Below are 24,621 nucleotides of genomic sequence, written 5' to 3'. Positions count from 1 at the left end.
AGCACTGGAGCAACAACCGACAGACCCGGCCACACTGGATCCATGGGCTGGGTGCTATTTAAGCTGGATCGAGCTAAAGAGGCGCTATTATTTCTGCAACGCGCTTACGCCGCCTACCCCGATACGGAGGTAGCTGCCCATCTGATACGTGTACTGGATAGACTTGAGCGCAGGGATGAAGCACTTGATCTACTCGAAAAACATCTGCAAATCACACCCGATAATTACCATTTGCTTGATGCAGCCAAACAGATCGGAGCACTTTAGGGTTATGAAATTACTACTCGCCTGCATGGCTGTGCTGTTTCTATCCGCCTGCAGCGTTTCGCCGAGACTACCCGCACCCGACACGCAAGAACAAGCCTTTATCTACCAGATGAATAACTGGTCCATGGATGCACGTATCAGCATCAGTCGTGCGGAACGTAGCGACAATGCCAGACTCAGTTGGGAACAGAAGCATGCTGACTACCGTATCGGTATGACAGCCGGCCCATTCAACCAGTCAGTTGCAGTGATGCGAGGACGACCCGGCCAGGTGGAAATTCAGGTAGCCGGTGAAGATGATCGCTATACAGCCCGCTCACCTGAAGCGTTAATGCAAGCCTTATTAGGTTGGAGCCTGCCAGTGAGCCATGCCGTTTGGTGGATACGTGGCCTGCCAGACCCTGCCCGCCCTCACGAAACCCTGACTATAGATAGTCAATTACATTTTCTTCAGGCGGGCTGGGATATACACATTCTACGTTTCCAGGAAATCGAGCCGGGGGTTCGCCTACCTTCACGGTTACGAATGGTGCATAATGACCTGACAGTCAACCTGGTCATCAGTCGCTGGCAACTCTTCGACGAATGATCCACAGCAAAGTCCAAACAGGTTCCTCAGTCTTATCCAAGACAGGGGTTGATTTTTGATCTGATTTTGCACAGAATACGCGCCTTCCTTTCAAGGCTACTTTTTGCCGGAGGAGTTACTGGGGTATCGCCAAGTTGGTAAGGCACTGGATTCTGATTCCAGCATGCGTAGGTTCGAGTCCTACTACCCCAGCCAATATTTATGATGACTGATAAGTTTTCAGCACCCAAATTTCATACTGACGCGATCGAGAAGGTAAAGCGCATGTCCAGCCTGATGATCTTCACCGGCAATGCCAACCCTGAATTGGCAAAAAAGGTGGTAGAACGCTTAGATATACCATTAGGGAAAGCTGACGTAGGCCGCTTTAGTGACGGTGAAGTAAGTGTTGAAATACAGGAAAACGTCCGTGGCAAGGACGTGTTCATTATTCAGTCAACTTGTGCGCCAACCAACGACAACCTGATGGAACTGATCGTATTTGCTGACGCGATGCGACGGGCATCAGCCATGCGCATCACGGCTGTTGTGCCCTACTTCGGTTACGCCCGCCAGGACCGTCGCCCACGCTCCACCCGTGTTCCCATCAGCGCCAAGGTAGTAGCGAGCATGATGACCAGCGCTGGTGTTGACCGCGTATTAACAGTTGACCTGCACGCTGATCAGATCCAGGGCTTTTTCGATATTCCTGTGGATAACGTCTATGGCTCGCCGGTATTACTGGATGACATCGTTGACCAGAAATACAACAATCTGATGGTGGTTTCACCGGATGTTGGCGGGGTAGTCCGTGCCCGTGCCGTTGCCAAGCAGCTTAACTGCGATCTGGCCATTATTGATAAGCGTCGCGAAAAAGCCAATGAATCCCAGGTAATGAATATTATCGGTGATGTCGCCGATCGCACCTGCATCCTGGTTGATGACATGTGTGATACCGCTGGAACTCTATGCAAAGCGGCACAAGCCCTAAAAGATAAAGGCGCCGAACGCGTTATTGCTTACGTTACACACCCGGTACTTTCAGGCGCTGCCATCGATAATATTAACGCCTCACAACTGGATGAACTGGTGGTAACTGACACCATTCCGCTGTCACCGAGAGCACAGGCCTGCGGAAAAATCCGTCAACTGACACTGGGCCCGATGTTGGCAGAAGCGGTCAGACGTGTATGTAATGAAGAATCCATCAGTGCGATGTTCCGTTAAAGAACAGCGCACTGAACCAGACGGTACTCACCGAGTACCAACATTTCCCTGAGCTACAGGGCAACTAAATGCTGCAAGTTTCTGGTCGCGGGAATTGCAGTTTTTTTAATTTATAGGTAATACCCATGTCAAAATTCGTAATTAACGCCGTAAGCCGTGAAGATCAGGGGAAGGGTGCGAGCCGCCGCCTGCGTCGCCAGGGCATGGTACCAGGTATCGTTTACGGTACCGATACACCGGTAGCTGTTTCTGTTGTCGGTAAAGATCTCTACCGCATGCTGCTGGAAGATGGTTTCTACTCGTCGATCCTGACTGTTCGTCTGGATGGCAACGACACACCCGTTATCATCAAAGATCTGCAGCGCCACCCAGCTAAGCCGGTTGTTCTGCATGCGGATTTCCAGCGCATTGATGATAAGCAGAAAATCAAAATCCAGGTACCTCTGAACTTTGTAAACTTCGAAAAATCTGCTGCCTCTAAAGCAGCTGCCAAGTTTGCACCCGAAGCCTCTACTGCTGAAGTAGTGTGCTTACCAAAAGATCTGCCAGAAGCCCTGGATGTAGACCTGACTAATATTGAAATGGGTCAGATTGCTCACCTGTCGGATGTTATCCTTCCAGAAGGTGTTGAAATCGTAGCACTGCGCCGTGGTGAAGATCACGACCAGGGTATCGGTTACTGCTACGCCCCACGTGGCGCTAAAAAATAATCAGCCTGACGGCTGATCAATACCGGCATGACTGACGTCATTCAACTGATTGCAGGCCTGGGTAATCCTGGTGCAGAGTATTCAGGAACACGTCACAATGCCGGTGCTATTCTGGTGGAGCAGCTTGCTGCCCAGCAGAATACACCTCTCAGACCCGAGGCACGCTTTCATGGCCACTATGCCAAAGTGATGCTCAACGGTCATCCAGTACACCTGATTATTCCCTCCACTTTCATGAACCTCAGCGGCAAAGCGGTTGCGGCACTGGCGAATTTTTATAAAATTGCCCCAGATAACATTCTGGTAGTCCATGATGAACTGGATCTACACCCGGCAAGGCTCGCTTAAAAAAAGGCGGCGGACCCGGTGGACACAATGGCCTGAGAGACATTATTACCCGACTGGGAAATAACAAAGACTTTTATCGCTTGCGCATCGGTATTGGCCATCCAGGCCATGCCAGCCAGGTTTCCGGCTTTGTACTGACACGAGCCCCGGAGTCCGAGCGCATACAAACACAAGCCGCCATTGACGAAGCCTTGCGCTACCTTCCACTGGCCGCAGCAGGTGAATGGCAACGCGCAATGAATCAACTGCACAGCTTCTCTGGCTGACCAATTAACAGGAACAGATCATGGGTTTTAAATGTGGCATCGTCGGACTGCCTAATGTCGGCAAGTCGACCCTTTTTAACGCACTCACAAAAGCCGGCATCGAGGCGCAGAACTTCCCTTTCTGCACCATCGAACCCAATGCCGGCGTTGTACCTATGCCGGACCCACGCCTGCAAGCGCTGGCTGATATCGTCAAGCCGGAACGCGTGATACCAACCACAATGGAATTTGTTGATATCGCAGGCCTGGTAGCGGGCGCGTCTAAAGGCGAGGGTCTGGGTAATAAATTTTTGGCCAATATTCGCGAGACAGATGCCATTGCCCATGTGGTTCGTTGCTTCGAAGATGACAATGTTATCCACGTCGCTAATCAGATCGATCCATTGGTAGATATAGAAACCATCAATATGGAGCTGGCTCTGGCTGATCTGGATTCAGTTGAGAAACAACTGCAGCGCGTTACCCGCAACGCCAAAGGGGGTGACAAGGAAGCCATCGCCGCCAAGGCGCTACTGGAGAAGCTACTGCCGCACCTGGGCGAAGGCTACCCAGCACGAGCGCTATCATTGAATGACGATGAGCAGCGCCTGATCCAGACCTTTCACCTACTGACCACCAAACCAACCATGTATATCGCCAATGTGGCGGAAGATGGCTTTGAAAACAACCCGCACCTGGATAAAGTGCGCGAACTGGCAGCAACAGAAGGTGCCGAACTGGTCGCTATCTGCAATAAGCTGGAATCCGAGATCGCTGAACTCGAAGATGAAGAAAAACTGGAGTTCCTGCAAGAAATGGGCATGCAGGAAGCAGGACTTGATCGGGTCATCCGTGCCGGCTACAGCCTGCTGGGTCTGCAGACCTACTTCACCGCAGGCGTTAAAGAAGTCCGCGCCTGGACCATACGCATTGGCGACACAGCACCTAAAGCAGCGGGCGTTATCCACACTGACTTTGAAAAAGGCTTTATTCGTGCTGAAGTGGTCGGCTACGATGACTTCATTAACGGTAAGGGTGAGCAGGGTGCCAAGGAAGCGGGCAAGTGGCGCCTGGAAGGCAAAGATTATATCGTCAAGGATGGCGATGTCGTACACTTTCGCTTCAATGTATAAAATCTGCTTAAAAGCCTCGAGAATCAGGGTTTTTTGCACTTAAACTGTTGACAGCAAGGGCCAAAAAGCGAATAATTTGCGGCCTTGAAAGCACGTGGCAATATAGCTCAGTTGGTTAGAGCAACGCATTCATAATGCGTGGGTCGCAGGTTCGAATCCCGCTATTGCCACCAGTTTTCAACACTCAAGTTTTTAGGGGTATCGCCAAGCGGTAAGGCAACGGGTTTTGATCCCGTCATGCGGAGGTTCGAATCCTCCTACCCCTGCCATTTTCAGGTTTGTCGGCAATGTAGCTCAGTTGGTTAGAGCAACGCATTCATAATGCGTGGGTCGCAGGTTCGAATCCCGCCATTGCCACCATTCTACTGGGGTATCGCCAAGTTGGTAAGGCACTGGATTCTGATTCCAGCATGCGTAGGTTCGAGTCCTACTACCCCAGCCATTTCTATTTAACTTATCCTTTGTGTGTATTTTTCATTCAGATTATTCACGCACCCGTAACTGGCCGCTATACTGTTATGTATTAAACTGATTCTTAGCCCTTCAAGACAGTGGCAGTCTTATGAATGCTGACATACCTGCTAGCCAGTTAAACAACGTTATCACTCCTGGTCGTGAGCAGCGCAAGAATATATCCATCCTGTTTATTGGCTTTATCCGTGAACAGGCCGCCGCCATACAAGCTTCGCTACAGAGCGCACGCCTGGCTCCGCGCTGCCGCCTTATCTCCAATGAACAAGAGTTCACCGGCTCCCTGTCAGAACGTAGCTGGGACCTGATACTACTCAGCAATGAAAACCTCCAGGATCTGACTTTTACCCGTAGCGCTGAACTGATCAACGCCCTGGATAAAGACATTCCATTGCTACTGCTATGCACTGAGTTACCCGATGCAGCCGCTCACCTGGCACTACTGGAGCAGAACATCAATATCATTTGTTGTGGTGACAACAGCAAGCTGACACTGACCTATATCTATCAGGCTTACCTGGCCTTACAGCAACGCCAAAGTTGGCGGCAGTGTGAATCACTGCTGGAGAAAGCAGAACGCCGCATTCAGTCGCTGATAGCTGACTCACGTACTGCCATCTGTTTCAGCATAGATAATAAACTATGCTATGCAAATGAGCGTTTCTTTGAACAGCTGGGTTATGCTCAACTTAAAGATCTGCCTGGCTCAGTCTCGACAAAATCGTGTCCCCATCACATCGCGAGGCATTACTCGATAGCATTAACAGCATCCTCTCCGGTGAACAGCAAAGCAGCTCCATAAGCGCAGAAGTCTTGCGTGCCGATTCGACCCGATTCAATGCCACACTATCACTTTTTCCTGCGGTATATTCTGAAACTGATGCAATTCAGATCGACATCATTCAACACCTGGCTGACACTGAAATATTCAATGAAATGGATCCGATCAGCGGACTGTTGAACCAGCAGGCTTTGCCCGACAACTGGAACATAAACTTGAATTGGCCCGAAGGGGGGTAATGATGGATTTCTGTTCTATATCACTCTGGATAATTACCAAACACTGCAGCAAAACACCGGCCAGGAAGGCACCGATCTACTCGCCGGCGCTATAGGCAAGCTACTCAAAAATCGAGTTAATGATGCACACACGCTAGCCAGAATAGATGACAATATCTATACCCTGCTTTTATCTGATCCCCATGTGGAAACCGCCAAAGCACTGGCTCGTGACATCTGCCTGGGCATTTCAGGGCTGGAACTAGCACTGGGTGAGTACAAAATACAGACTACCTGTGCCATAGGCATAGCCATGATCAGTGAAAGTTCACCTCGGGCTGCCGAGTTACTCAATCGGGCCGAAACCGCTGCCAGGAGCCTGAACTCAAACCAACGCCACGGCAATGGCTACAGTTTTTTTCAACTCAATCAGAGCTCATCTGTTGTTACCACCGATGCCAAAGCGGTACAGCGGGTAGTTGATGCCATCACCCATAACCGTTTCCGTTTGCTGTTTCAGCCCATCGTTTCGTTAAATACTGAAATACATATTTCTCATTATGAAGTACTGCTACGACTGACCACCGAAGATGGCAAAGAGGTTTCCCCCAATATATTCATGGACAGTATCAATGATGATAATGTGCTGGCTCGTATGGATATGTGGGTGCTTGAAGAATGCGTCATGTTAATGCGCCAATCTATGGACAAGGGTAAACGTAATCGTCTGTTCATTAACATCACCGGACGTACACTGCGCAACAAATCGCTACTCCCCTGGTTTGCTGAACAAATCCGCAGCATGCGCCTACCGGCAGATCATCTTGTTTTTCAGATCAGCGAGGTGGATGCCCTTGCATCGCCCGCCTATTACAAAGCCTTTTGCAGTGCACTGCATAAACTCCACTGCAAGATTTGCCTGAAACACTACGGCAGCACCTCTGAATCTGACTTCATATTGTCAGACGTAGCGGTCGATTATATTAAACTGGACGGCTGTTATCTCAAGGACCTCAATCGCAACACCATAACTAAAAAGCAACTTGAAGCCATCATAAAGCCCCTCAAGGAAAAAAACATAACCCTGATTGCACCGATGGTGGAAGATACCCGCCAGATGAGCACGCTCTTCCGACTGGGTGTACAGATGGTGCAGGGGCATTATTTACAGCCCCCACGCCATGAAATGGATTATGCTTTTTTCGATGAATGACGAGGCAACAACCTGGGAAACCCTAGGTAACCATGCCATCCCTATCGCGAAAGCCTATCAGGTAGAGGATACCATCCAGTCCGAGGGTTGAAATAGCCTGCTTAGCGTTTTCTCTGACCAGTGGCTTTGCCCTGAACGCTATACCCAAACCTGCAATCGACAGCATAGGCAGATCATTAGCACCATCACCTACGGCGATAGTTTGCTCCAGCTTAAGCCCTTCACGCAGCGCGATTTCTCTGAGCAGCTGTGCTTTACGCTCGCCGTTGACGATCTCACCGCTAACTTCGCCCGTAACCTTGCCATCGAGCACATCCAGCTCATTAGCATAGACATAATCAAACCCGAGGCGCTCCTGCAAACCCTTGGCGAAATAGCTGAAACCGCCAGAAAGAATAGCCGTTTTAAAGCCCAGAACTTTTAGTTGAGACACTAAGGTTTCCGCACCTTCAGTCAGCTTCAGCCGCGCAGCAACGCTCTCAAGAACCGACACATCCAATCCTTTCAACAGCGCCACACGCTTACGGAAACTGGCATTAAAATCCAGCTCGCCACGCATGGCCGCTTCAGTGATTTCTGCAACCTGATCACCGACACCCGCCTCCTTGGCGAGTTCATCTATGACTTCAGCTTCAATCAGGGTAGAGTCCATATCAAATACCACCAAACGGCGGTTACGGCGGTAGATATCGTCCTGCTGAAAGGCGATATCAACATCATAATCTGATGCGGCCTGCAAAAATGCCTGACGCAGTGCCGAGGCATCCGGAGGGATGCCCCGCACCGAAAACTCTACACAGGCTTTGGTACGCACCGATTCTGCTTGAGATTCCAACAGCGAAACCCGTCCAGATAAACGATTGATATTATCAATGTTCAAACCGTGGCGTGCCGCAATGTCTGCCACTCTGGAAATGTGCAAAGCACTGATACGTCGGCCTAACAGGGTAATGATATGACGTGACTTACCCTGCCCTGTGACCCACTGCTCATAATCATCCGCATTGACCGGCTCAAAACGCACATGCATATCCAACTCATGTGCACGAAACAACAGATCACGAAGTAAATTAGATGCACCTGCCTCGGTAGGCACCTGAATCAGGATACCCAGAGACAGGGTATTGTGAATAACAGCCTGACCTATATCGAGTATATTAACATTGAAGTTCGCCAGAATAGCGGTCATGGCAGCCGTAACCCCCGGCCTATCCTTGCCGGAGATGGTCATGAGTATAATTTCGTTCATCTGTCTGGTTTTTTTCGTGCTGAAGGTTTAGCGGAGCGGCGTTGCTGACCGCGTTTTTTACCGCCGTTTTCATCGATTTTTCCAGAACGCAGTTGATCCCGTTTAGTTGGCTTTTTAGGGGCCGAACCAGATTTTTGTCCGGTTGAATCCGCCATATCGAAATCAATTTTACGCTCATCCAGATCAACACGAACCACACGGACATTCAGCGGGTCACCCAACTTGAATACCCGCTTGGTTCTATCACCCACTAAACGCTGCTTACCGGCATCAAAATGGTAGTAATCACTGGGTAATCCGGTGATATGCACCAGGCCTTCGACATACAGATCGCGGATTTCGACAAACAAGCCAAAACCGGTCACCGCGGCCACAACCCCCTCGAAGGTATTGCCTATCTGGCTAAGCATGTATTCACACTTCAACCAGGAAACCACATCACGGGTCGCATCATCGGCACGGCGTTCTGTCATTGAGCACTGCTCACCCAACGCCAGCATCTCTTCCATCGCATAGTTTTTAACAAAGGCCGGATTCGCCACAAAACCTGAGGGACGGTGAACCCCTTTTATCCGCTTACCTGAATGAATTGCAGCGCGAATATTACGATGTACCAGCAGATCCGGATAACGACGAATTGGCGAGGTAAAGTGGGCATAGGCTTCATAAGCCAGGCCAAAGTGCCCTTTGTTTTCCGGACTGTAAACCGCCTGCTGCATGGAGCGCAGCATCATGGTCTGGATAATGTGCTGATCAGGACGCGCTTCAATAGTTTCAGCCAGGCGTAAGTAATCCTTCGGCTCGGGCTTATCACCACCGGGCAGATTCAAACCCAGCTCGCCCAGAAAACCGCGAAGATTCTGTAACTTCTGATCTTTCGGGCCTTCATGGATACGATAGAGTGCCGGTTGTTTAAACTTCTCCAGAAAACGCGCTGTCGCTACGTTAGCGCAAAGCATGCATTCTTCGATGATTTTATGCGCATCATTACGATGCACCGGCACTATACGTTCAATTTTACGCTCAGGCCCAAATTCAATACGCGTCTCGACGGTGTCAAAGTCTATCGCACCGCGCTCTTCACGCGCCATACGCAGCTTTTTATACAGGCCGTGCAGCACTTCCAGATGAGGTACAACCGGGGCGAACTCAGAACGCAACGCCTGTTGATCCTCAGTTTCACCCAACAACCCAAGGATCGTGGCTACTTTGTTATAGGTCAGGCGTGCTTTGGAATTGATGACCGCTTCATAGAAGCTGTAATCTGATAGCTTACCTGCCCGGGTAATGTTCATTTCACAGACCATCGCCAAGCGGTCTACTTTAGGATTCAACGAGCATAGACCATTAGACAGCAGCTCAGGCAACATCGGCACAACATATTCGGGGAAGTACACCGAATTACCGCGCTTGATCGCTTCATTATCCAGTGCGGTGCCTGGCTGAACATAGTAAGAAACATCGGCAATAGCGACCCACAGACGCCAGCCACCGAAACGTTTCTTCTCGGCATACACGGCATCATCAAAGTCCCGCGCATCTTCACCATCAATGGTGACCAGCGGCAGACTACGCAGGTCAGCCCGGTTTTTCTTATCCTTTTCCTCAACTTCCGGCGTCAGCTCAGCCGTCTGTTGCTCAACTTCTATTGGCCATTCATTGGGAATATCATGCTGTGAATAGCCACCTTAATTTCCATACCAGCCGACAGATGCTCACCCAATACCTCAATAACCCGCGCACGCGCAGGCTGACGGCGGTTAGGGTATTGCAGAATTTCTGCCACTACCAACTGTCCGTCATCATACTGCAGGTCGGACTGTTCATCCGGAATAATCATCACCTGATTGGTAATGCGCTGGTTCTCTGGAATCAACGAGCCAAAGCCATTTTGACCGTCGAAACGACCCACAACCTTACGCACACCACGTTCCAGCACTTCAACAATTTTGGCTTCACGACGCCCCCTGGCATCCAGACCCACTTCCTGAACCAACACTCTGTCGCCATCAAATACTTCACGCATGTTTCTGGGGCTCAGAAACAGGTCATCCTTACCATCATCCGGTTTCAGGAAGCCAAAACCATCACGGTGACCTATAACACGACCACTGATCAGGTTCATTTTTTCAATCAAGCCAAATTCGTTGCGGCGGTTGGAGATCAACTGTCCATCACGACACATGGCGATCAGACGACGGCGAATCGCCTCTATATCGTCTTCATGTTGCAGGTGCAACTCATCGCACAAATCCAGGTGCGATATAGGCGCACCCCATTTTTGCAGGAAATCGAGTATGAAATCACGGCTCGGCACAGGATTTTCATACTTTTGTGCTTCCTGAACGGCATTCGGATCTTTTTCAACCCATTTTTTATTCATAGTGTATCCATTTATTAACAAGCGTGTCCGTCATCGGACACATGAACCGCTCCTGCGTTGCCGACATAAAGGCCTGCTTAAGATTGTTACTGATCAGGGAACGAGCTCCTCATCTTCATCTTCTTTGGGCGGTGGCGGAATCAGATCTTCGCGAGTGACATTGAGCAGCAGGAGAATATTACCCGCTACATAAATCGATGAATAGGTACCGATAACCACACCTGCCAGCAGTGCTATGGCAAAACCATAGATCATTTCACCACCAAAAAATGCCAATACCACCAGCACCAGCATCGTGGTCAAGGAGGTAACAATGGTACGACTCAACGTCTGGTTCAATGAGCTATTCAGCACTTCCAGCGATTCACTGACCCTTAATACACGAAAGTTTTCGCGTATACGATCATACACCACGATGGTGTCATTCAAAGAATAGCCTATGACAGCTAAAAGTGCTGCCAGTACTGTCAAATCAAAGTCGATCTGCATCAGCGAGAAGAAGCCCAGCACAATGATTACATCATGTGCCAATGCCAGCACTGCACCCACTGAAAACTTGTATTGAAAGCGGAAGGCCAGGTAGATCATCACCATGATCAGTGCGACCAGCAGCCCCAGCCCACCTTGTTCACGTAACTCCTCACCTACCTGCGAGCCCACAAACTCATTACGCCGCAGGGTGACAGGTGAGTCAGCATCCTGCTGCAACATCTCAAGAATTTTTTGGCCTAGTTGTGGATCATGAGCCTCACCCAGACGAATGAGGATATCATTGGCTGAGCCAAACGTTTGCACCACAGCATCACCGTAACCACCACTACGCAAGGTAGTACGCACGGTTTCCAGCTCTACAGGCTGCTCATAGGTGACTTCAACCAGGCTGCCACCGGTAAAATCCAATCCGAGCTTTAATCCATTGATTGCTAAAGAACCAATAGAGACCAGCAATAAAATAATAGAGAGAGTCGCGGCAATGCGACGCGCTCCCATAAAGTTAAAATTGCGTTCAATATTCATCATCAATGCACCTCAGAGGCCTAGCTTTTGCAGTTTACGGCCACCATAAGCCAGATTGACCAGTGCACGCGTGATCACCAATGCAGCAAACATCGAGGTTATAATCCCCACCGACAGAGTGACGGCAAAACCTTTAACCGGCCCTGTGCCCATTGCAAAGAGGATGATGGCCGCAATCAGCGTGGTCACATTGGCATCCAGAATGGTACTGAAAGCGCGTTCAAAACCTGCATGTATGGCTGACTGTACTGGTGATCCCGCTCGCAACTCTTCCTTGATACGCTCAAAAATCAAGACATTGGCATCAACTGCCATACCTACTGTCAGCACGATACCGGCAATACCCGGTAGTGTCAGGGTTGCACCCAACATGGACATGACCGCAACCAACATCATCAGGTTGAGTGTCAAGGCGATATTTGCCAGCAGACCGAACACCCGATAAAACGCCACCATAAACAGCAGAACCAAGGCGAAGCCTATCTTGACTGAGGTTACCCCCATTTCAATATTAGCGGCCCCCAGACTTGGCCCAATGGTGCGCTCTTCGACAAAGTAAATAGCGCAGCCAAGGCACCGGCACGCAACAACAGTGCGAGCTCCGATGATTCCTGAGGGCTGTCCAGACCGGTAATACGGAACTGATTACCCAACACACTTTGAATGGTCGCCAGGGAGATCAGACGTTTTTCGGTATAAGGAATACGACGCTCTACAGCTTCACCCTCTACCTGCTCAGTGACAAAGCGGGTCTTGTGCTCAACAAACACCACAGCCATACGGCGTTGCAGCGCATTACGCGTAATCCGGCTCATCATCTGACCACCACGGGCATCCAGCGTAATGGAAACCTGCGGCATACCGTTTTCATCAAAGGTCGAATTGGCATTGGCTACACTGGAACCCGTGATTATAAGATCACGTTCTAATGTAGCCCGACGATCCGGGTCATTACGGAACTGAAACACTTCCGTCGCTGCCCGGCTGGCATCACTCAACGCCTCCAGACGGAACTCCAGATTAGCTGTCTGACCGATAACCCGCTTGGCTGCTGCCGCATCCTGAATACCGGGCAACTGCACGACGATGCGATTACTCCCCTGGCGCTGAACCAGTGTTCAGCCACACCCAGCTCATTAACCCGGTTACGTAAGGTCGTCAGGTTCTGCTGAATGGCGTAATCTTCTATTTCACCTACAGTCTGCTCATTCAGGGTGATGAGCAAAAACCAGGCATCGTCCTCCTGAGCGGTTGCAAACGTAAATTCCGGAAAATCACGGCGCAGCCGGCTTTGCGCTTGCTCAAGCGCTTCAGCATCAGCAAAGCGTGCCGCCAGCAAGCCATCATCATTCAGCTCAACCGAACGATAACGAATACGCTGTTCACGCAAGGTGGTTCTGATATCGCTGGCATAGACTTCCAGGCGCTGAGTCACGGCTTGAACCGTATCCACTTCCATTAAAAAGTGTACACCACCGCGCAAGTCGAGCCCCAGCGTCATGGGCCCTGCACCTAATGATGTCAGCCAGTCAGGCGTTGTCGCGGCAAGGTTCATGGCCACGACATAATCATTCCCAAGTGCACGCGCCAGTGCTGCCCTGGCAAGCAACTGGGCATCACCATCTTTAAAGCGCAGCATACCGGTAGTGTTTTCCAGTTCTGCACTTTTATATTCAATACCTTCCTGCTCCAGCAAGCTCACAGCTTGCGCCATCACGCGATCATCAACTGATGCACAGCACGTGATCCGGAAATCTGTACGGCGTAGTCTTCAGGGTAAAGATTGGGAGCTGCATAAATGCCGGCAATCACCAGCACTACGGCTATTAACAGATTTTTCCACAAAGGGTAGCGGTTGAGCATATTGCTCCATCCTCGGTAAACAAAAGCGCCACTTCAATAAGTGGCGCTTACGCTGGATTCAGCCTTTAGATATCTTTGATAGTACCTTTGGGCAGTTCAGCCGCCACATGGGCTTTCTGAAACTTGAGTTCCACACCATTGCTGACTTCAAGCACCAGGTAGTCATCGGTAAGGCGAACTACTTTACCAATGATTCCGCCTGCAGTGATGACTTCATCACCCTTGCTCAGCCCACCGATCAGCGCTTTATGTTCCTTGGCACGCTTTGCCTGCGGACGCCACAAGAAGAAATAGAAAATCAGTGCAAAACCGACCAGAAACAACATATTAAACATGCCGGAATCCATACTACCCGCTTCTTGCGCGTAGGCTGGTGAAATAAAGAAGCTCATCGAGGCGTTCTCCAGGTTATTGTCATAAAATTAACTTAAACGATATTCTCATCAGTCACTGTATCTGTCAGTGGCGGTGTTTCCATCCCCCGAGCACGATAGAAATCGTCCACAAAGGCGGACAATTTACCCTGTTCAAGCGCATTGCGCAAACCAGTCATCAGTGTTTGATAGTAATGCAGGTTATGCAGCGTGCTTAACTGTGCACCCAGCATTTCGCCACACTTATCTAAATGATGTAGATAAGCCCGACTGAAGTTTTTACAAGTGTAGCAATCACAATTTTCATCCAGCGGACGTGTATCGGTTTTATTCACCGAATTACGGATTTTCACCACCCCGTTGGAGGTAAACAAAAACCCATTACGCGCATTGCGGGTCGGAATGACACAGTCAAACATATCCACGCCCCGACGTACCGCTTCTACAATATCTTCCGGCTTACCCACACCCATCAGATATCGCGGCTTATCTTCAGGCATTTTATGTGCCAGATGATCCAGCACATGCATCATCTCATCCTTGGGCTCACCGACAGACAGCCCGCCAATCGCATAACCATCAAATCCCGTTTCCACCAACCCGGCAAGTGATTCATCACGCAAGTGCGGATACATGCCGCCCTGCACGATGCCAAACAAGGCAGAAGGGCTATTCCCGTGTGCGGTTTTGGAACGTTCAGCCCAACGCAAGGACATGCGCATGGACTCAGCGGCTTCGATCTCTGTCGCCGGATAAGGCGTACACTCATCAAAGATCATCACGATATCCGAACCCAGCGCCTGCTGCACCTGCATCGACACTTCAGGCTTAAAAATACCTTACTGCCATCCACGGGCGAGCGAAAGGAAACGCCGTCCTCGGTAATTTTACGCATCTTGCCCAAACTGAATACCTGAAAGCCGCCTGAATCTGTCAGAATAGGACCCTGCCACTGCATAAAGTCATGCAGATCGCCGTGCAGATTGATAATCTCTGTCCCTGGACGCAACATCAGGTGAAAGGTATTACCCAGTACTATCTGTGCACCCAGTGCCTTGACATCTCGTGGCAACATGCCTTTCACTGTGCCATAGGTCCCCACTGGCATAAAGGCGGGCGTTTCAACCTCGCCCCGAGGAAAGGTCAGCCGGCCACGACGCGCCTTACCCTCTGTTGCCAGGCATTCAAACTGCATAAAACACTCTCTACTCACGCTTGCTCCTCGGCACTTAGATCCTGACGGGTCATAAACATGGCATCGCCATAACTGAAAAACCGGTATTTCTGCAGAATCGCTTCCGCATAGGCGGCCTTGATGTGATCATACCCGGCAAAAGCCGATACCAACATCAGCAAAGTCGACTCAGGTAGATGAAAATTAGTGATTAGCGCATCCACACTGCGGAACTGATAACCGGGGTAGATAAAGATACTGCTGTCACCGCTAAACGGCTGAATTTCACCACTCTGACTGGCACTTTCCAATGAACGCACACTTGTCGTTCCAACAGCAATCACCCGCCCCCCTCTGGCACGCGTTGCCCGAACCGCCTCACACACGGATTCAGGGACATCAATATATTCGGCATGCATATGATGATCTTCAACCCGATCCACTTTAACCGGCTGAAAGGTACCTGCGCCAACGTGCAAGGTCACAAAGGCCGTTTCCACGCCCAATGCCTGCAACTTATCCAGCAACGGCTGATCAAAGTGCAAACCGGCTGTTGGCGCCGCGACAGCCCCGGGTTTGCGATTATAAACCGTCTGGTAACGTTCACGATCTGACGGCTGATCATCCCGCTGCATATACGGCGGCAAAGGCATATGCCCATGCGCTTCCAATGCTGCAAGCAGGTCGCCACCGAGATCAAATTGCAAGATAAACAAATTTTCCTGCCTACCTAGCACCTCAGCTTCAACACCACCTTCAAGCAACAAACGTGCACCCACTTTGGGAGCCCGACTTGAACGTATGTGAGCCAGTGCTCGCTGTTCGCCCTGCAGCCGCTCAATCAGCACTTCAATTTTACCACCCGAGGCCTTCTGACCAAACAGTCGCGCCGGTATGACCCGGGTATCATTAAACACTAACAAATCACCGGGATTGAGCAGCTCGGTCAATTCACTAAATTGAAGGTGCTGCAACAGGCCATCATTGCCATCCACACACAACAAGCGGCTGGCACTGCGGGTTTCCAGTGGAAACCGGGCAATCAGTTCATCAGGTAATTCAAAGGTGAAATCACTTACACGCATCGTCAATCATCATCAAAAATCAAGGTGCCGTATTTTACCCCATACAAAAGATTTTTTCAGTGCGGATTGACCCTTGCGGTAAAGTGCTTATAATAGCCGCTCTGTTATCAAGGTGTGTAACACTCAGGTGACAGAATCATGTTGGCGGTGTGGTGAAATTGGTAGACACGACGGATTCAAAATCCGTTGCCTTAACGGGCGTGGCGGTTCGAGTCCGCCCACCGCTACCAGCAAAAATACAGACATCTTCTTAGCAAGCCTCTGGATGGCTAATAGATGGATTCGACTTAGCTAAGCAAACGTCTTGGCAATTTTCGCCAGCAATGTCTTGCGGGTATAAGGTTTAACTACATAGCCTGAAGCACCCAACTGCAGACATTCGACGACAGTTTCTTTTTCATGCTCTCCACTAATAATGATGACAGGTGCTGCCGCCAAGCCAGGATGCATACGAATCTGCTGCATTACATCCAGGCCACTCATGCCAGGCATGAGCAGATCCAGCAACACTAAGTCATATTGCCGCTGCCGCATCATTTCCAGCGCATCCAAGCCATTCTCAGCAAATTTTACGTCATAATGCTCTGCCATCAGTAATTTTCGCAATACACTACGCTGAAATTCGTCATCATCGACCACCAGCACAGTTTTATGCTGGTGCTTTATCGGTATCGAGAGAGTGCTATCAGTTTCCAGCGGTAGTTCATGCTCTGCAGACTGAGGCTGAGCGTGTCCATCGGGCCTTCCCGCGGCTGATTTGAAATCACTCCCGCATAACGATTCTCCTGTAACAAACGCTCATGTTCAGCCTTTAAATGCGCCAGCTCTTTCTTCAAGGTACTGATTTCCTGGAGCAATAACTTGGCATCATCATTATATTTAAGATCTTCAACCGCCTGCGTACGGAAAGCACCAGGCGATAAGGGTCATAGGTTAGCGGCCAATAGACAATATAGTCATTGATCAAACGCTCGCCATACAGCGCATAAGCCCGCTTTACGTTAGATTTGTTGCACAGTGCCAAGAGTCGAAAAGGCTTAAGTGGCGACTGCCTGTTGGCTTTAAATAACGCATCAGATAGCTGGGCCGACAGCTCAATATTTTCAAACGCCAACACCAGTACATCCGCATAGGAATGACGAAATTCATTGACTATGTCATTCGCATCATCGGTCACATGCATAATCAATTTCTCAAAGTCGTCTTTAAGCTGTGCGTAAACAACCTCTACAACGCTCTTGTTGTTTCCGGCAATAAACACCAGCGAATGCTTATTGGCCAGTAAGCTACCCGGCAACATAGACTTCACCTCCTATCAACACCCTGTTTTATGGATAAACTGTTCACGCTCAGCCTCCCAGTGTTCAGCCCACCCGATCAGTTGTTCGGCAGGCATCGCTTGGCAATTAACCACCCCTGAGCCACATCGCATCCGGCAGCCCGAAGATAGCGCCAGCTTTCCAGTGTTTCGACCCCTTCGGCCACGCTCTTAAGTCCTAGCTGATGCGCCAGGTTCAGGCTGGCTTCGAGGATCATGCGCGCATATTCATCCTCTCCTGCGCCTGAACAAAGCTACTGTCAATTTTTAACTCATTGAAGGGAATGTCATGCAACTGGCGCATCGAAGAATGTCCGGTACCAAAGTCATCAATCGACAGACTTATTTTTTTAATCCGCAAGCGCGTGAGTATATCCAGTGAAGCCAAGGGATCGTGCATCACCCGACTCTCGGTAATCTCCAGCATCAGTGCCGAAGCAGGCACACCCATTTCGCGCAACAAGCTTTCCACCTGATCAGGAAAATCCAGACTTGCAAGGTTATCCATGGATATATTAACGGCAACCTGTAGCGCCAGATTCAGGTCATTCCAGTGGCGCGTCTGCAGCAATGCCGATCTGAGCACCTGCTGAGTAAGCGAGTCGATCAGTTTGGCCTCCTCAGCACACTGAATAAACTGATCAGGGAATACCAGCCCATCTTGCGGATGATTCCAGCGCACCAGCGTTTCCACACCAACCAGCCGTGCATCCTCAAAGGACACTTTAGGTTGATAATAATTTACCAATTCACCCTGAGACAGCGCTCTTTGTAACTCATCTGCACTGTAGGACTTTACCGGCGTTGATATGGCCGCACGCCCAGGAATAATCGACGCCTGATGGCTTAAATGTACCTCACTGCGCTGCATAACACCGACCAGAACAGCTTGAGAAACAGGCTTCTGTATCCCACCCAGTACGGTCAAATTATGGTTTGCCGCCAGCTTTTCAGCTGTGGCAATAATACGCAGATCCTCTCCACTGACGAGCACCAGGCCCCCACGAAATCCAATCTGGACCAGCTGGCGAACAAACTCTATGCCATCCATACCAGGCATCTGCAGATCGCAGAAAACCACATCAATCCTGCCAGGCTTCTGCCGCAGCAATGTCAGTGCTTCGGCAGCTGATTCAAACGACGACACCTCATTGTAATCAAGCTGAGCCAGCTGCCGCATCAGCAACTGACACATGAAGGGTTCATCATCGATCACCATCACTCTCATGTATCCGTCTCCAGCACATCAGCAGCCGGCCCCAGATATCGTTCAATATGCTCTTTGGTAAGTCCAAATAACGCGGCAAAATCTTTCAGGCAGGCATCCACCTCGCTCAGTCGATTGGAGCGCACGGCCAGCTCCAGGACTGCACAAAGCTCACCCAGTCTCAGCGCTCCAACAGAGCGGAGGATGATTTTAACTTGTGCGCCACCATCTCAATTTCATTCAGATCATGTTGCTGCCAGGCCGCCATCAACTTGGTAGTGTGATGGCTTGCTGATTCAAGATATCCCTGCAGCAACTCATTCGTTATAGCCTGATCATCACCGATCAACTCTTTCAGAATACTAATATCTAAAACCGACAGCGTTTTATCCTGCGGTACTATTGGCGTATTCGGCATACTCATGGACTCCTGTTGGGTATCCTGGACAGGTAGCCACTCATCCAGTGCCGCCTGTAATTTTTTCAGGCCAACTGGCTTAACAAGATAAGCATCCATACCAGCCAGCCTGGCACGTTCTGATTCACCACGCAGGGCATTCGCAGTCAGTGCCAAGATCGGCAGGTGCTGTCCTTCTGATTCTTCAGCCCGAATTTGTTCTGTCAACTGATAGCCATCCAACTCCGGCATATGTAAATCCGTTAACAACAGGCTGAATCGACCAGAACGCCACCTCTCCAATGCCTCCTTGCCATTTCCGGCAATTTCGCTGGAATAGCCCAGTAAACGCAACTGTTGCAATATAACAATTTGATTTATATCATCATCTTCAGCCACCAAAATCAGCTGCTCCTTGATCGGAATTCGGTCCGTCTCGCCTTCTTTATGCTGTAATTCCAACTGATCTACCGCCTGGTACACATAGCTGGCGACTGGAGATAAATAGCCTGCACTGATGCTGACGGCTTGCAGTAGCGCTTCGCGACTGAGTGCATCACCATCCAGAAGCACGTGTTCGGCATCCTCTACCCGCGCTTTTCTTCGCCGACCATGCACAATCCGCAATTGGCGTACATGCGGCATACTGGCGAGCATGCCTTCCAGCGAAGGCATTACATCAACGCCATTGGTAATTAATATAACCGGTGGTGTTTGACATGACAGCAACGGATACAGAGCTTCATCGGCAACCGGCAACAAAACCACAGCACCAGCTGCTTGAAGGTAGGTAGCAATATCTTCAGCCCGGTAAGTTTCCGCAGGAGTTAACACACAGGTCACACCGGAAAGATCCGGCCAGAAAGATGTTTGTGTGACATCATCTACCGGGGTCTGCAACGGCAACTCCACAATAAAACGCGACCCCTCACCGGGTGTACTCTCAACCCGTATCACACCTTGCATCATTTCCACCAGGCGCTTACTGATCGCCAACCCCAGTCCAGTACCACCAAAACGCCGAGTAGTATCAGACTCGGCCTGAGTAAATGGATCAAAGAGTTCATCCAACCGGTCCGCAGCAATGCCTATACCATTATCAACAATTCCAATTTGCAATTGCGGAGGCTGCTGATCGGTGAGTTCCACTCTGACCGAAACCCTACCTCGCTGCTCATCACGGTTACCAGAGAATTTAATTGCATTACCGATGAGATTATAAAGCACCTGGCGCAACCGCGTGGAATCCGCTATCAACTTATGCGGGATACACGGATCTATAAACACCGACAAATCAACCTGTTTGTCCAAGGCCAGCAACACCAGTGAGCTACACAGATCTTCCACCAGTTCACCCACATCTACACTTTCATTGCAGATATCCAGACGACCGGCCTCTATCTTGGAAAAATCCAGAATGTCATCAATGATCGACAACAAACTTATAGCAGAACGCTTGATGGTTTTGACCAGTCCTTTTTGATAATCACTCAGTTCATCCCGTTCCAACACATCCACAAGCCCCAGCACACCATTCATAGGGTACGTATTTCGTGGCTCATGGTCGCCAGGAAAGCTGATTTTGCATGACTGGACTCTTCGGCCTCCACACGCGCATTGATCAATTCATAAATCAGTGAGCGACGTTCACTGATATCCCGCAGTGTTCCCGTGTAATAGACCTGATCATTAATAAGGTACTCACTAACAGCCAGTTCCAACGGGATCAATGTACCGTCCTTGTGCAGACCTTCCAGCTCGCGACTGGAGCCAATCAGCTGCGCAATACCCGTATGCTGATAGTTTTTCAGGTAAGCATCATGCTGGCTGTGATGAGGCTCTGGCATCAACATGGAAATATTTTGACCCACCACTTCTTCGGCTGTATAGCCAAACACACTGGTCACCGCCGGGTTCACCCGGCGTATCCTACCCGTAGCATCGATAGTAATAACGCACTCAAGCAGGTTATCAAGAACCGCCTCGATCTCCTGCTCTTTGGCATTAAGGGCTTTCAGTGCAGCGCTGCGCTCCTCTACACGCAGGTGTAATTTGTCATTCAACAGCTGCAGCTGCTTAGTGGCTTCATGCTGCAGGGTAACATCATGAGCCGAGGCATAAATCAAACCATCAGGTTGTGGCAAAGCTTCCACTCCAGCCAACGCCAACTGCCATTTTTACAAAGATAGCGGTTCTTAAACAGGCTGGCGCGTTCGCCGCTATTGATTTGGTCTACAGCCTCAATGGTCACATCCAGATCCTCAGGATGAATAAGGTTAAAGAAAGGCTGACTTAGCAGCTCTTTCTCAGTCCAACCCAGTAACTGCATAAAAGCCGGATTAACGCGCCGAAAATAACCCTGCTCATCGGCAATGCAGAGTAAATCCAAAGACAAGGAAAAAAAAGCGATCCAGTTGTTCCTCAGCAGCCTTACGTGCCGTAACATCCTGCAGGACGACCAGTGAGCCAAAACCATTATCCATTTCATAGGGTACAGAGGACCACTCAGCTTCAAAGGGGGTGCCATCCATACGCAGGCAGGTTAAGGTTACTATTTCTGACAGAGTTTCACCGGCTGAAATACGCCGAATACGTTCATAAATGGTATCGCGATGATCTGGCTGTACCAGCTCAAGGACAGAGTAACCCACCACGTGTTCCAGCGAATCAGCACCGAATATTTTGATGCCCTGAGAATTCAGGTAAACCACCTTGCCCTCGTGTTGTAGCAGAATGGTAAAGGGGGCCGTTTCTATTAAATTCCGGTAGCGACTTTCACTTTCCTGCAACGCCTGCTCGATAACCTCTCGAGCCTGCAATTCCTCTCTCAACTCCCGAGTTCGTGTCGCCACTTCGCCACGGGTGGCCGCATAGCGTCCGGCACTGCCCAGAGTTGCAAATACGGCCATAAAGGCGGCAACCACAGAAAAAGCCAGATACAACTGCTCTTCAAGTGAGGCACCTGGCTTCCAGCTCTGTGCTTCAGGCTGCATTTCCAACCGCCAACTGCGCCCGGCAATGTCCACATCCCGCACCCAGACAGGCTGACTGGTGTCGGCCAAATCAGTCCAGAACACGTGATGATCACTGGCATTCGTCACATCACTGACTCGTAACCGCATACCTTTATCCTGAGCCAGATCCAGTAAGGGTTCTAACCATAAGTCTATATCATAAACACCCACCACAAAGCCCTTCAGCGGTAGCTCCGCACCTGACAGCTCAGAGGTAAACAGTGGATGCTGGCCCTGCTCATAGACTGCATGGAACACCAGCACTCCTTGTTGACTGGTGCGCAGTAAAGGGACTATCTGCGACATAACCGGCTGCCTGTGTGGCGAGCCTGCTGCATTGCCTCTACTCTGGGCGCCTCGAACCCATGATCCAACCCCCGTGCAATAGCCCCATCTAATGAGGTTCGGTATAAAGCACAGGAAAATACTCGCTACGCTGCGCTAAGACTAAACTTTGAAGAGGCGAACCCAGCTCAAAAACATGATGGGTTTGCTCCAGAGGCTGGAGCTGAGTACGTTCAAATGCAGCCAACTGTTCAGCAGGCACTCTGGGAGCCCAATCAACAGCAATCATAGCGGGGGCACTGATCATAAACTGGGTATATCGAGCAAATTCCGAGGGCCAGACCCATATACTTGCAGAGAAAAACCGCTCCAGCTGGATCAGAGGCTGAATAACCCGCGGCAGTGTCTCAAATTGCAGATCTGAAATCTCTTCGAATACGCGATCGAGCTCAAGCTGCGCCCGATTCTGCTCCATTCGTGCCAGGGCATAATTACCCAATAACAACAACGTAGCCGTAATCAGCAAGGGAAAAACTATGCGATGAGCGCCTACCTGTAGCGCTTTGGTTCGTCGATCTTGCCACAGCAACAGGATCACCGGTGTAAACAGCAGCACCCCCAGCGTATCCCCCGCCCACCAGATGAGCCATTCAGCCCACAACTCTTCAGCCGGTAAGCTACCAAACCAGTAACGACTAAATACACCCACGCTGGAGGCAATGACACAGCTTAATGGGCCTGCGAATAGAAGAAATTTTAGCAGGTCGGGATCTTTTGCCAGCGACTCCGGACGCTTTAATAGCGTATGCACCAGGCTGGCAGCAACTAGAGCCTGCAATGTCGACGCCGTTGCATTAATGGATGCCATCGGCAGTACACTAATACTGGTATCCATCCATAGATCGACAAGGAAGCTGCCCACCAAAATACCCGGCCAACACAGCCGCCCCCAGATCAGCAAAGCCGCCAGGCCCAGACCAGCACCTGGCCAGAAAGGTGCTGCATATCCCTCAGTAAAGCTCAAAGACAGTGTTGCAATACCCGCCAACGCATACACAAACGCCACTATCACTATTTTTGCAAATAAAGAGACAGGATGATCCGGAGCTGACATGGCATCAGGTGTTTTAGACAATGGCTGCAATTAATGACCCTTAATTATTATTTCAGTGGGCGATCTAAAGTCAGAACAAACTGAATTAGCCATCAGCCATATAACCAACTTATTTACTCAAGTATAGTACAGCAAGTGCTATTCAACCACAGTACCTGATTCAGCTTGGCAGGAATACAAAACAACAGGACGGGGAAGCGGCACATCAATCTCAAAGACCAACAAATTATTGACCCGCATCAGAAAAACAAGCGTTTTTAATTGCATACAACGGCAATTGTGCTCAAAATCCGCGTTCAATTGAGTGAGTTTCACCACAGTAAGGAAAGGGTGATGATAAAGCGTGTATCTGGCTGCTGCATTTTAACACTGTTACTCAGTATCAGCTCCATGGTTCAAGCCATCGATCTACGCGAGCTGCGCATGATCAATCACAGCATTAATCTGGACTATCAGCGCCGTGAAACGACCGGTCAACGTTACAGCCATTCAGCCTTAGCGAAATACCACCGTGTACGCCAGCAATACCCCGATGCTCGCACCATGATCACCCAGGCACAGCATGTAACACCCAGCGGCTATGAGATCGAAGCCCATACTGTCATCACGGTGGAAGCCGATAATACCTTTGGGTAATGGATTATGAGTTGCTGAATATCTATACGGCTCAGCAGCGCCGAGACCTTAAACCTGTCAGCAGCATTGAGATCAGGGATGGCCAGGTCTGGATTCACCAGAACAGACAGGATTGGGGTATTGAGAAAAGCCAACCAGCCGATTCAGCTACGGCTGAAAGGCTCAGATCGGCTTTACTGAATACTCCCGGTTAATATCACTTACTAGGAGGCTGTCCGAGAATAGGCAGCAACATCTTTAGTCGCTGTGTCTATGATAGTGGCAATCATATCCGCCGTTACCGCGCTCAGCGTCCAACCAGATGCCGTGCCGGTGTTGTAAACA

General features: G+C 50.0%; 24 protein-coding genes, 6 tRNA genes and 5 pseudogenes. 17 read left to right on the top strand and 18 right to left on the bottom strand.

All coding sequences use genetic code 11. The annotated features are described in order from the left end of the window. The 14 genes and pseudogenes from LH51_RS20600 to LH51_RS13475 all read left to right on the top strand — a co-directional run. Nucleotides 1-267: pseudogene (locus tag LH51_RS20600) on the top strand (tetratricopeptide repeat protein); the annotation flags it as partial. A 4-nt stretch (nt 268-271) separates the two neighbouring features. Beyond that, nucleotides 272-856, top strand: a complete 585-nt coding sequence (gene lolB / locus LH51_RS13535) for a lipoprotein insertase outer membrane protein LolB (RefSeq protein ID WP_160173736.1) — start codon at nt 272-274, stop codon at nt 854-856. A gap of 119 nt (nt 857-975) precedes the next feature. Then, a tRNA-Gln gene (locus LH51_RS13530) sits at nt 976-1,051 on the top strand. 69 nt (nt 1,052-1,120) lie between these two features. Next, the gene (locus LH51_RS13525) at nt 1,121-2,062 is read left to right on the top strand and encodes a ribose-phosphate pyrophosphokinase (protein WP_144244279.1); all 942 of its coding nucleotides are present in this window, start codon (nt 1,121-1,123) and stop codon (nt 2,060-2,062) included. A gap of 125 nt (nt 2,063-2,187) precedes the next feature. Next, the gene (locus tag LH51_RS13520) at nt 2,188-2,772 is read left to right on the top strand and encodes a 50S ribosomal protein L25/general stress protein Ctc (protein ID WP_036523000.1); all 585 of its coding nucleotides are present in this window, start codon (nt 2,188-2,190) and stop codon (nt 2,770-2,772) included. A 27-nt stretch (nt 2,773-2,799) separates the two neighbouring features. After that, nucleotides 2,800-3,386 (top strand): annotated as a pseudogene (gene pth / locus LH51_RS13515) (aminoacyl-tRNA hydrolase). A gap of 20 nt (nt 3,387-3,406) precedes the next feature. Further along, nucleotides 3,407-4,498: a redox-regulated ATPase YchF gene (gene ychF, locus LH51_RS13510; protein WP_036522997.1), complete on the top strand. Its 1,092-nt coding sequence runs from the start codon at nt 3,407-3,409 to the stop codon at nt 4,496-4,498. 96 nt (nt 4,499-4,594) lie between these two features. Continuing rightward, nucleotides 4,595-4,671 (top strand) — tRNA-Met (locus tag LH51_RS13505). 21 nt (nt 4,672-4,692) lie between these two features. Further along, nucleotides 4,693-4,767, top strand: a tRNA-Gln gene (locus LH51_RS13500). A 14-nt stretch (nt 4,768-4,781) separates the two neighbouring features. Beyond that, nucleotides 4,782-4,858, top strand: a tRNA-Met gene (locus LH51_RS13495). A gap of 6 nt (nt 4,859-4,864) precedes the next feature. After that, a tRNA-Gln gene (locus LH51_RS13490) sits at nt 4,865-4,940 on the top strand. A 120-nt stretch (nt 4,941-5,060) separates the two neighbouring features. Next, nucleotides 5,061-5,771: a hypothetical protein gene (locus LH51_RS13485; protein ID WP_036522994.1), complete on the top strand. Its 711-nt coding sequence runs from the start codon at nt 5,061-5,063 to the stop codon at nt 5,769-5,771. An 11-nt stretch (nt 5,772-5,782) separates the two neighbouring features. Next, nucleotides 5,783-5,989, top strand: a complete 207-nt coding sequence (locus LH51_RS13480) for a hypothetical protein (RefSeq protein WP_036522991.1) — start codon at nt 5,783-5,785, stop codon at nt 5,987-5,989. Then, nucleotides 5,970-7,181, top strand: coding sequence for an EAL domain-containing protein (locus LH51_RS13475; RefSeq protein ID WP_327125164.1), 1,212 nt, complete (start codon nt 5,970-5,972; stop codon nt 7,179-7,181). The genes LH51_RS13480 and LH51_RS13475 overlap by 20 nt, the downstream gene beginning before the upstream one ends. Before the next feature lie 22 nt (nt 7,182-7,203). Here the strand turns inward: LH51_RS13475 and serB are convergent, their stop codons facing one another. The 8 genes and pseudogenes from serB to queA all read right to left on the bottom strand — a co-directional run bounded on the left by serB (nt 7,204) and on the right by queA (nt 16,326). After that, nucleotides 7,204-8,430 (bottom strand): phosphoserine phosphatase SerB, encoded by a 1,227-nt coding sequence (serB, locus tag LH51_RS13470; protein ID WP_036522986.1) that lies wholly within the window; start codon nt 8,428-8,430, stop codon nt 7,204-7,206. After that, a complete protein-coding gene (gene rnr / locus LH51_RS20125; RefSeq protein WP_327125162.1) occupies nt 8,427-10,052 on the bottom strand; it encodes a ribonuclease R in 1,626 nt (541 codons plus the stop codon). Before rnr ends, serB begins: the two co-directional genes overlap by 4 nt. A gap of 23 nt (nt 10,053-10,075) precedes the next feature. Beyond that, a complete protein-coding gene (locus LH51_RS24370; protein WP_052063784.1) occupies nt 10,076-10,813 on the bottom strand; it encodes a winged-helix domain-containing protein in 738 nt (245 codons plus the stop codon). A gap of 93 nt (nt 10,814-10,906) precedes the next feature. Further along, a complete protein-coding gene (secF, locus tag LH51_RS13460; protein ID WP_036523007.1) occupies nt 10,907-11,830 on the bottom strand; it encodes a protein translocase subunit SecF in 924 nt (307 codons plus the stop codon). Nucleotides 11,831-11,842: 12 nt separating this feature from the next. Next, nucleotides 11,843-13,693: pseudogene (gene secD / locus LH51_RS13455) on the bottom strand (protein translocase subunit SecD). A gap of 65 nt (nt 13,694-13,758) precedes the next feature. Continuing rightward, nucleotides 13,759-14,085 carry a preprotein translocase subunit YajC gene (yajC, locus tag LH51_RS13450; protein WP_036522983.1) on the bottom strand — a complete coding sequence of 109 codons (327 nt, stop codon included), beginning with the start codon at nt 14,083-14,085 and terminating at the stop codon, nt 13,759-13,761. Nucleotides 14,086-14,120: 35 nt separating this feature from the next. Then, nucleotides 14,121-15,262: pseudogene (gene tgt / locus LH51_RS13445) on the bottom strand (tRNA guanosine(34) transglycosylase Tgt). Between the two features lie 14 nt (nt 15,263-15,276). Then, nucleotides 15,277-16,326: a tRNA preQ1(34) S-adenosylmethionine ribosyltransferase-isomerase QueA gene (gene queA, locus LH51_RS13440; RefSeq protein WP_036522982.1), complete on the bottom strand. Its 1,050-nt coding sequence runs from the start codon at nt 16,324-16,326 to the stop codon at nt 15,277-15,279. A gap of 143 nt (nt 16,327-16,469) precedes the next feature. Here queA and LH51_RS13435 point away from each other — a divergent pair. Further along, nucleotides 16,470-16,556 (top strand) — tRNA-Leu (locus LH51_RS13435). A 61-nt stretch (nt 16,557-16,617) separates the two neighbouring features. On the opposite strand, the gene LH51_RS13430 is transcribed toward LH51_RS13435, so the two are convergent. The 10 genes and pseudogenes from LH51_RS13430 to LH51_RS13400 form a co-directional block, all read right to left on the bottom strand. Continuing rightward, nucleotides 16,618-16,971, bottom strand: a complete 354-nt coding sequence (locus tag LH51_RS13430; protein ID WP_160173735.1) for a response regulator — start codon at nt 16,969-16,971, stop codon at nt 16,618-16,620. A 17-nt stretch (nt 16,972-16,988) separates the two neighbouring features. Then, nucleotides 16,989-17,162 (bottom strand): hypothetical protein, encoded by a 174-nt coding sequence (locus tag LH51_RS20890; protein WP_160173734.1) that lies wholly within the window; start codon nt 17,160-17,162, stop codon nt 16,989-16,991. Next, nucleotides 17,159-17,626 (bottom strand): hypothetical protein, encoded by a 468-nt coding sequence (locus LH51_RS13425; RefSeq protein ID WP_036522976.1) that lies wholly within the window; start codon nt 17,624-17,626, stop codon nt 17,159-17,161. Before LH51_RS13425 ends, LH51_RS20890 begins: the two co-directional genes overlap by 4 nt. Before the next feature lie 77 nt (nt 17,627-17,703). Next, nucleotides 17,704-18,863: pseudogene (locus LH51_RS13420) on the bottom strand (EAL domain-containing response regulator). A gap of 5 nt (nt 18,864-18,868) precedes the next feature. Beyond that, on the bottom strand, nt 18,869-18,997 hold the full coding sequence (locus LH51_RS23675; RefSeq protein WP_268746579.1) for a hypothetical protein: 129 nt from the start codon (nt 18,995-18,997) through the stop codon (nt 18,869-18,871). Between the two features lie 35 nt (nt 18,998-19,032). After that, a complete protein-coding gene (locus LH51_RS13415; protein ID WP_052063783.1) occupies nt 19,033-20,787 on the bottom strand; it encodes an ATP-binding protein in 1,755 nt (584 codons plus the stop codon). After that, nucleotides 20,784-21,392, bottom strand: a complete 609-nt coding sequence (locus tag LH51_RS19405) for a PAS domain S-box protein (protein WP_052063782.1) — start codon at nt 21,390-21,392, stop codon at nt 20,784-20,786. The genes LH51_RS13415 and LH51_RS19405 overlap by 4 nt, the downstream gene beginning before the upstream one ends. Further along, nucleotides 21,371-21,643, bottom strand: coding sequence for a PAS domain S-box protein (locus LH51_RS13410; RefSeq protein WP_160173733.1), 273 nt, complete (start codon nt 21,641-21,643; stop codon nt 21,371-21,373). The genes LH51_RS19405 and LH51_RS13410 overlap by 22 nt, the downstream gene beginning before the upstream one ends. Then, nucleotides 21,612-22,568 carry a PAS domain S-box protein gene (locus tag LH51_RS23670; RefSeq protein WP_036522971.1) on the bottom strand — a complete coding sequence of 319 codons (957 nt, stop codon included), beginning with the start codon at nt 22,566-22,568 and terminating at the stop codon, nt 21,612-21,614. Before LH51_RS23670 ends, LH51_RS13410 begins: the two co-directional genes overlap by 32 nt. An 88-nt stretch (nt 22,569-22,656) precedes the next feature. Further along, entirely contained in the window at nt 22,657-23,691 is a 1,035-nt protein-coding gene (locus LH51_RS13400; protein ID WP_036522968.1) for an MASE1 domain-containing protein, read from the bottom strand. Nucleotides 23,692-23,994: 303 nt separating this feature from the next. Between LH51_RS13400 and LH51_RS13395 the strand changes: the two genes are divergently transcribed. Together LH51_RS13395 and LH51_RS13390 are read left to right on the top strand one after the other, a co-directional pair. Continuing rightward, nucleotides 23,995-24,297, top strand: a complete 303-nt coding sequence (locus LH51_RS13395; RefSeq protein WP_036522966.1) for a hypothetical protein — start codon at nt 23,995-23,997, stop codon at nt 24,295-24,297. An 11-nt stretch (nt 24,298-24,308) separates the two neighbouring features. Then, nucleotides 24,309-24,491 (top strand): XisI protein, encoded by a 183-nt coding sequence (locus tag LH51_RS13390; protein ID WP_144244276.1) that lies wholly within the window; start codon nt 24,309-24,311, stop codon nt 24,489-24,491. Nucleotides 24,492-24,621 lie beyond the last annotated feature (130 nt).

The organism is Nitrincola sp. A-D6, from assembly GCF_000764495.1.
GTDB lineage: Bacteria > Pseudomonadota > Gammaproteobacteria > Pseudomonadales > Balneatricaceae > Nitrincola.
The sequence above is the reverse complement of the archived record's forward strand: the minus strand, read 5'-3'. Positions and strand labels throughout refer to the sequence as shown.

What these genes read in the sequence shown, in the direction of transcription:
- LH51_RS13425 (WP_036522976.1), bottom strand. Translation starts at nt 17,626, where the DNA reads ATGTTGCCGGGTAGCTTACTGGCCAATAAGCATTCGCTGGTGTTTATT.
- serB (WP_036522986.1), bottom strand. Translation starts at nt 8,430, where the DNA reads ATGAACGAAATTATACTCATGACCATCTCCGGCAAGGATAGGCCGGGG.
- queA (WP_036522982.1), bottom strand. Translation starts at nt 16,326, where the DNA reads ATGCGTGTAAGTGATTTCACCTTTGAATTACCTGATGAACTGATTGCC.
- lolB (WP_160173736.1), top strand. Translation starts at nt 272, where the DNA reads ATGAAATTACTACTCGCCTGCATGGCTGTGCTGTTTCTATCCGCCTGC.
- ychF (WP_036522997.1), top strand. Translation starts at nt 3,407, where the DNA reads ATGGGTTTTAAATGTGGCATCGTCGGACTGCCTAATGTCGGCAAGTCG.
- LH51_RS13520 (WP_036523000.1), top strand. Translation starts at nt 2,188, where the DNA reads ATGTCAAAATTCGTAATTAACGCCGTAAGCCGTGAAGATCAGGGGAAG.
- yajC (WP_036522983.1), bottom strand. Translation starts at nt 14,085, where the DNA reads ATGAGCTTCTTTATTTCACCAGCCTACGCGCAAGAAGCGGGTAGTATG.
- LH51_RS24370 (WP_052063784.1), bottom strand. Translation starts at nt 10,813, where the DNA reads ATGAATAAAAAATGGGTTGAAAAAGATCCGAATGCCGTTCAGGAAGCA.
- LH51_RS13415 (WP_052063783.1), bottom strand. Translation starts at nt 20,787, where the DNA reads ATGAATGGTGTGCTGGGGCTTGTGGATGTGTTGGAACGGGATGAACTG.
- LH51_RS13525 (WP_144244279.1), top strand. Translation starts at nt 1,121, where the DNA reads ATGTCCAGCCTGATGATCTTCACCGGCAATGCCAACCCTGAATTGGCA.
- LH51_RS13485 (WP_036522994.1), top strand. Translation starts at nt 5,061, where the DNA reads ATGAATGCTGACATACCTGCTAGCCAGTTAAACAACGTTATCACTCCT.
- LH51_RS23670 (WP_036522971.1), bottom strand. Translation starts at nt 22,568, where the DNA reads ATGTCGCAGATAGTCCCTTTACTGCGCACCAGTCAACAAGGAGTGCTG.
- secF (WP_036523007.1), bottom strand. Translation starts at nt 11,830, where the DNA reads ATGAATATTGAACGCAATTTTAACTTTATGGGAGCGCGTCGCATTGCC.
- LH51_RS13395 (WP_036522966.1), top strand. Translation starts at nt 23,995, where the DNA reads ATGATAAAGCGTGTATCTGGCTGCTGCATTTTAACACTGTTACTCAGT.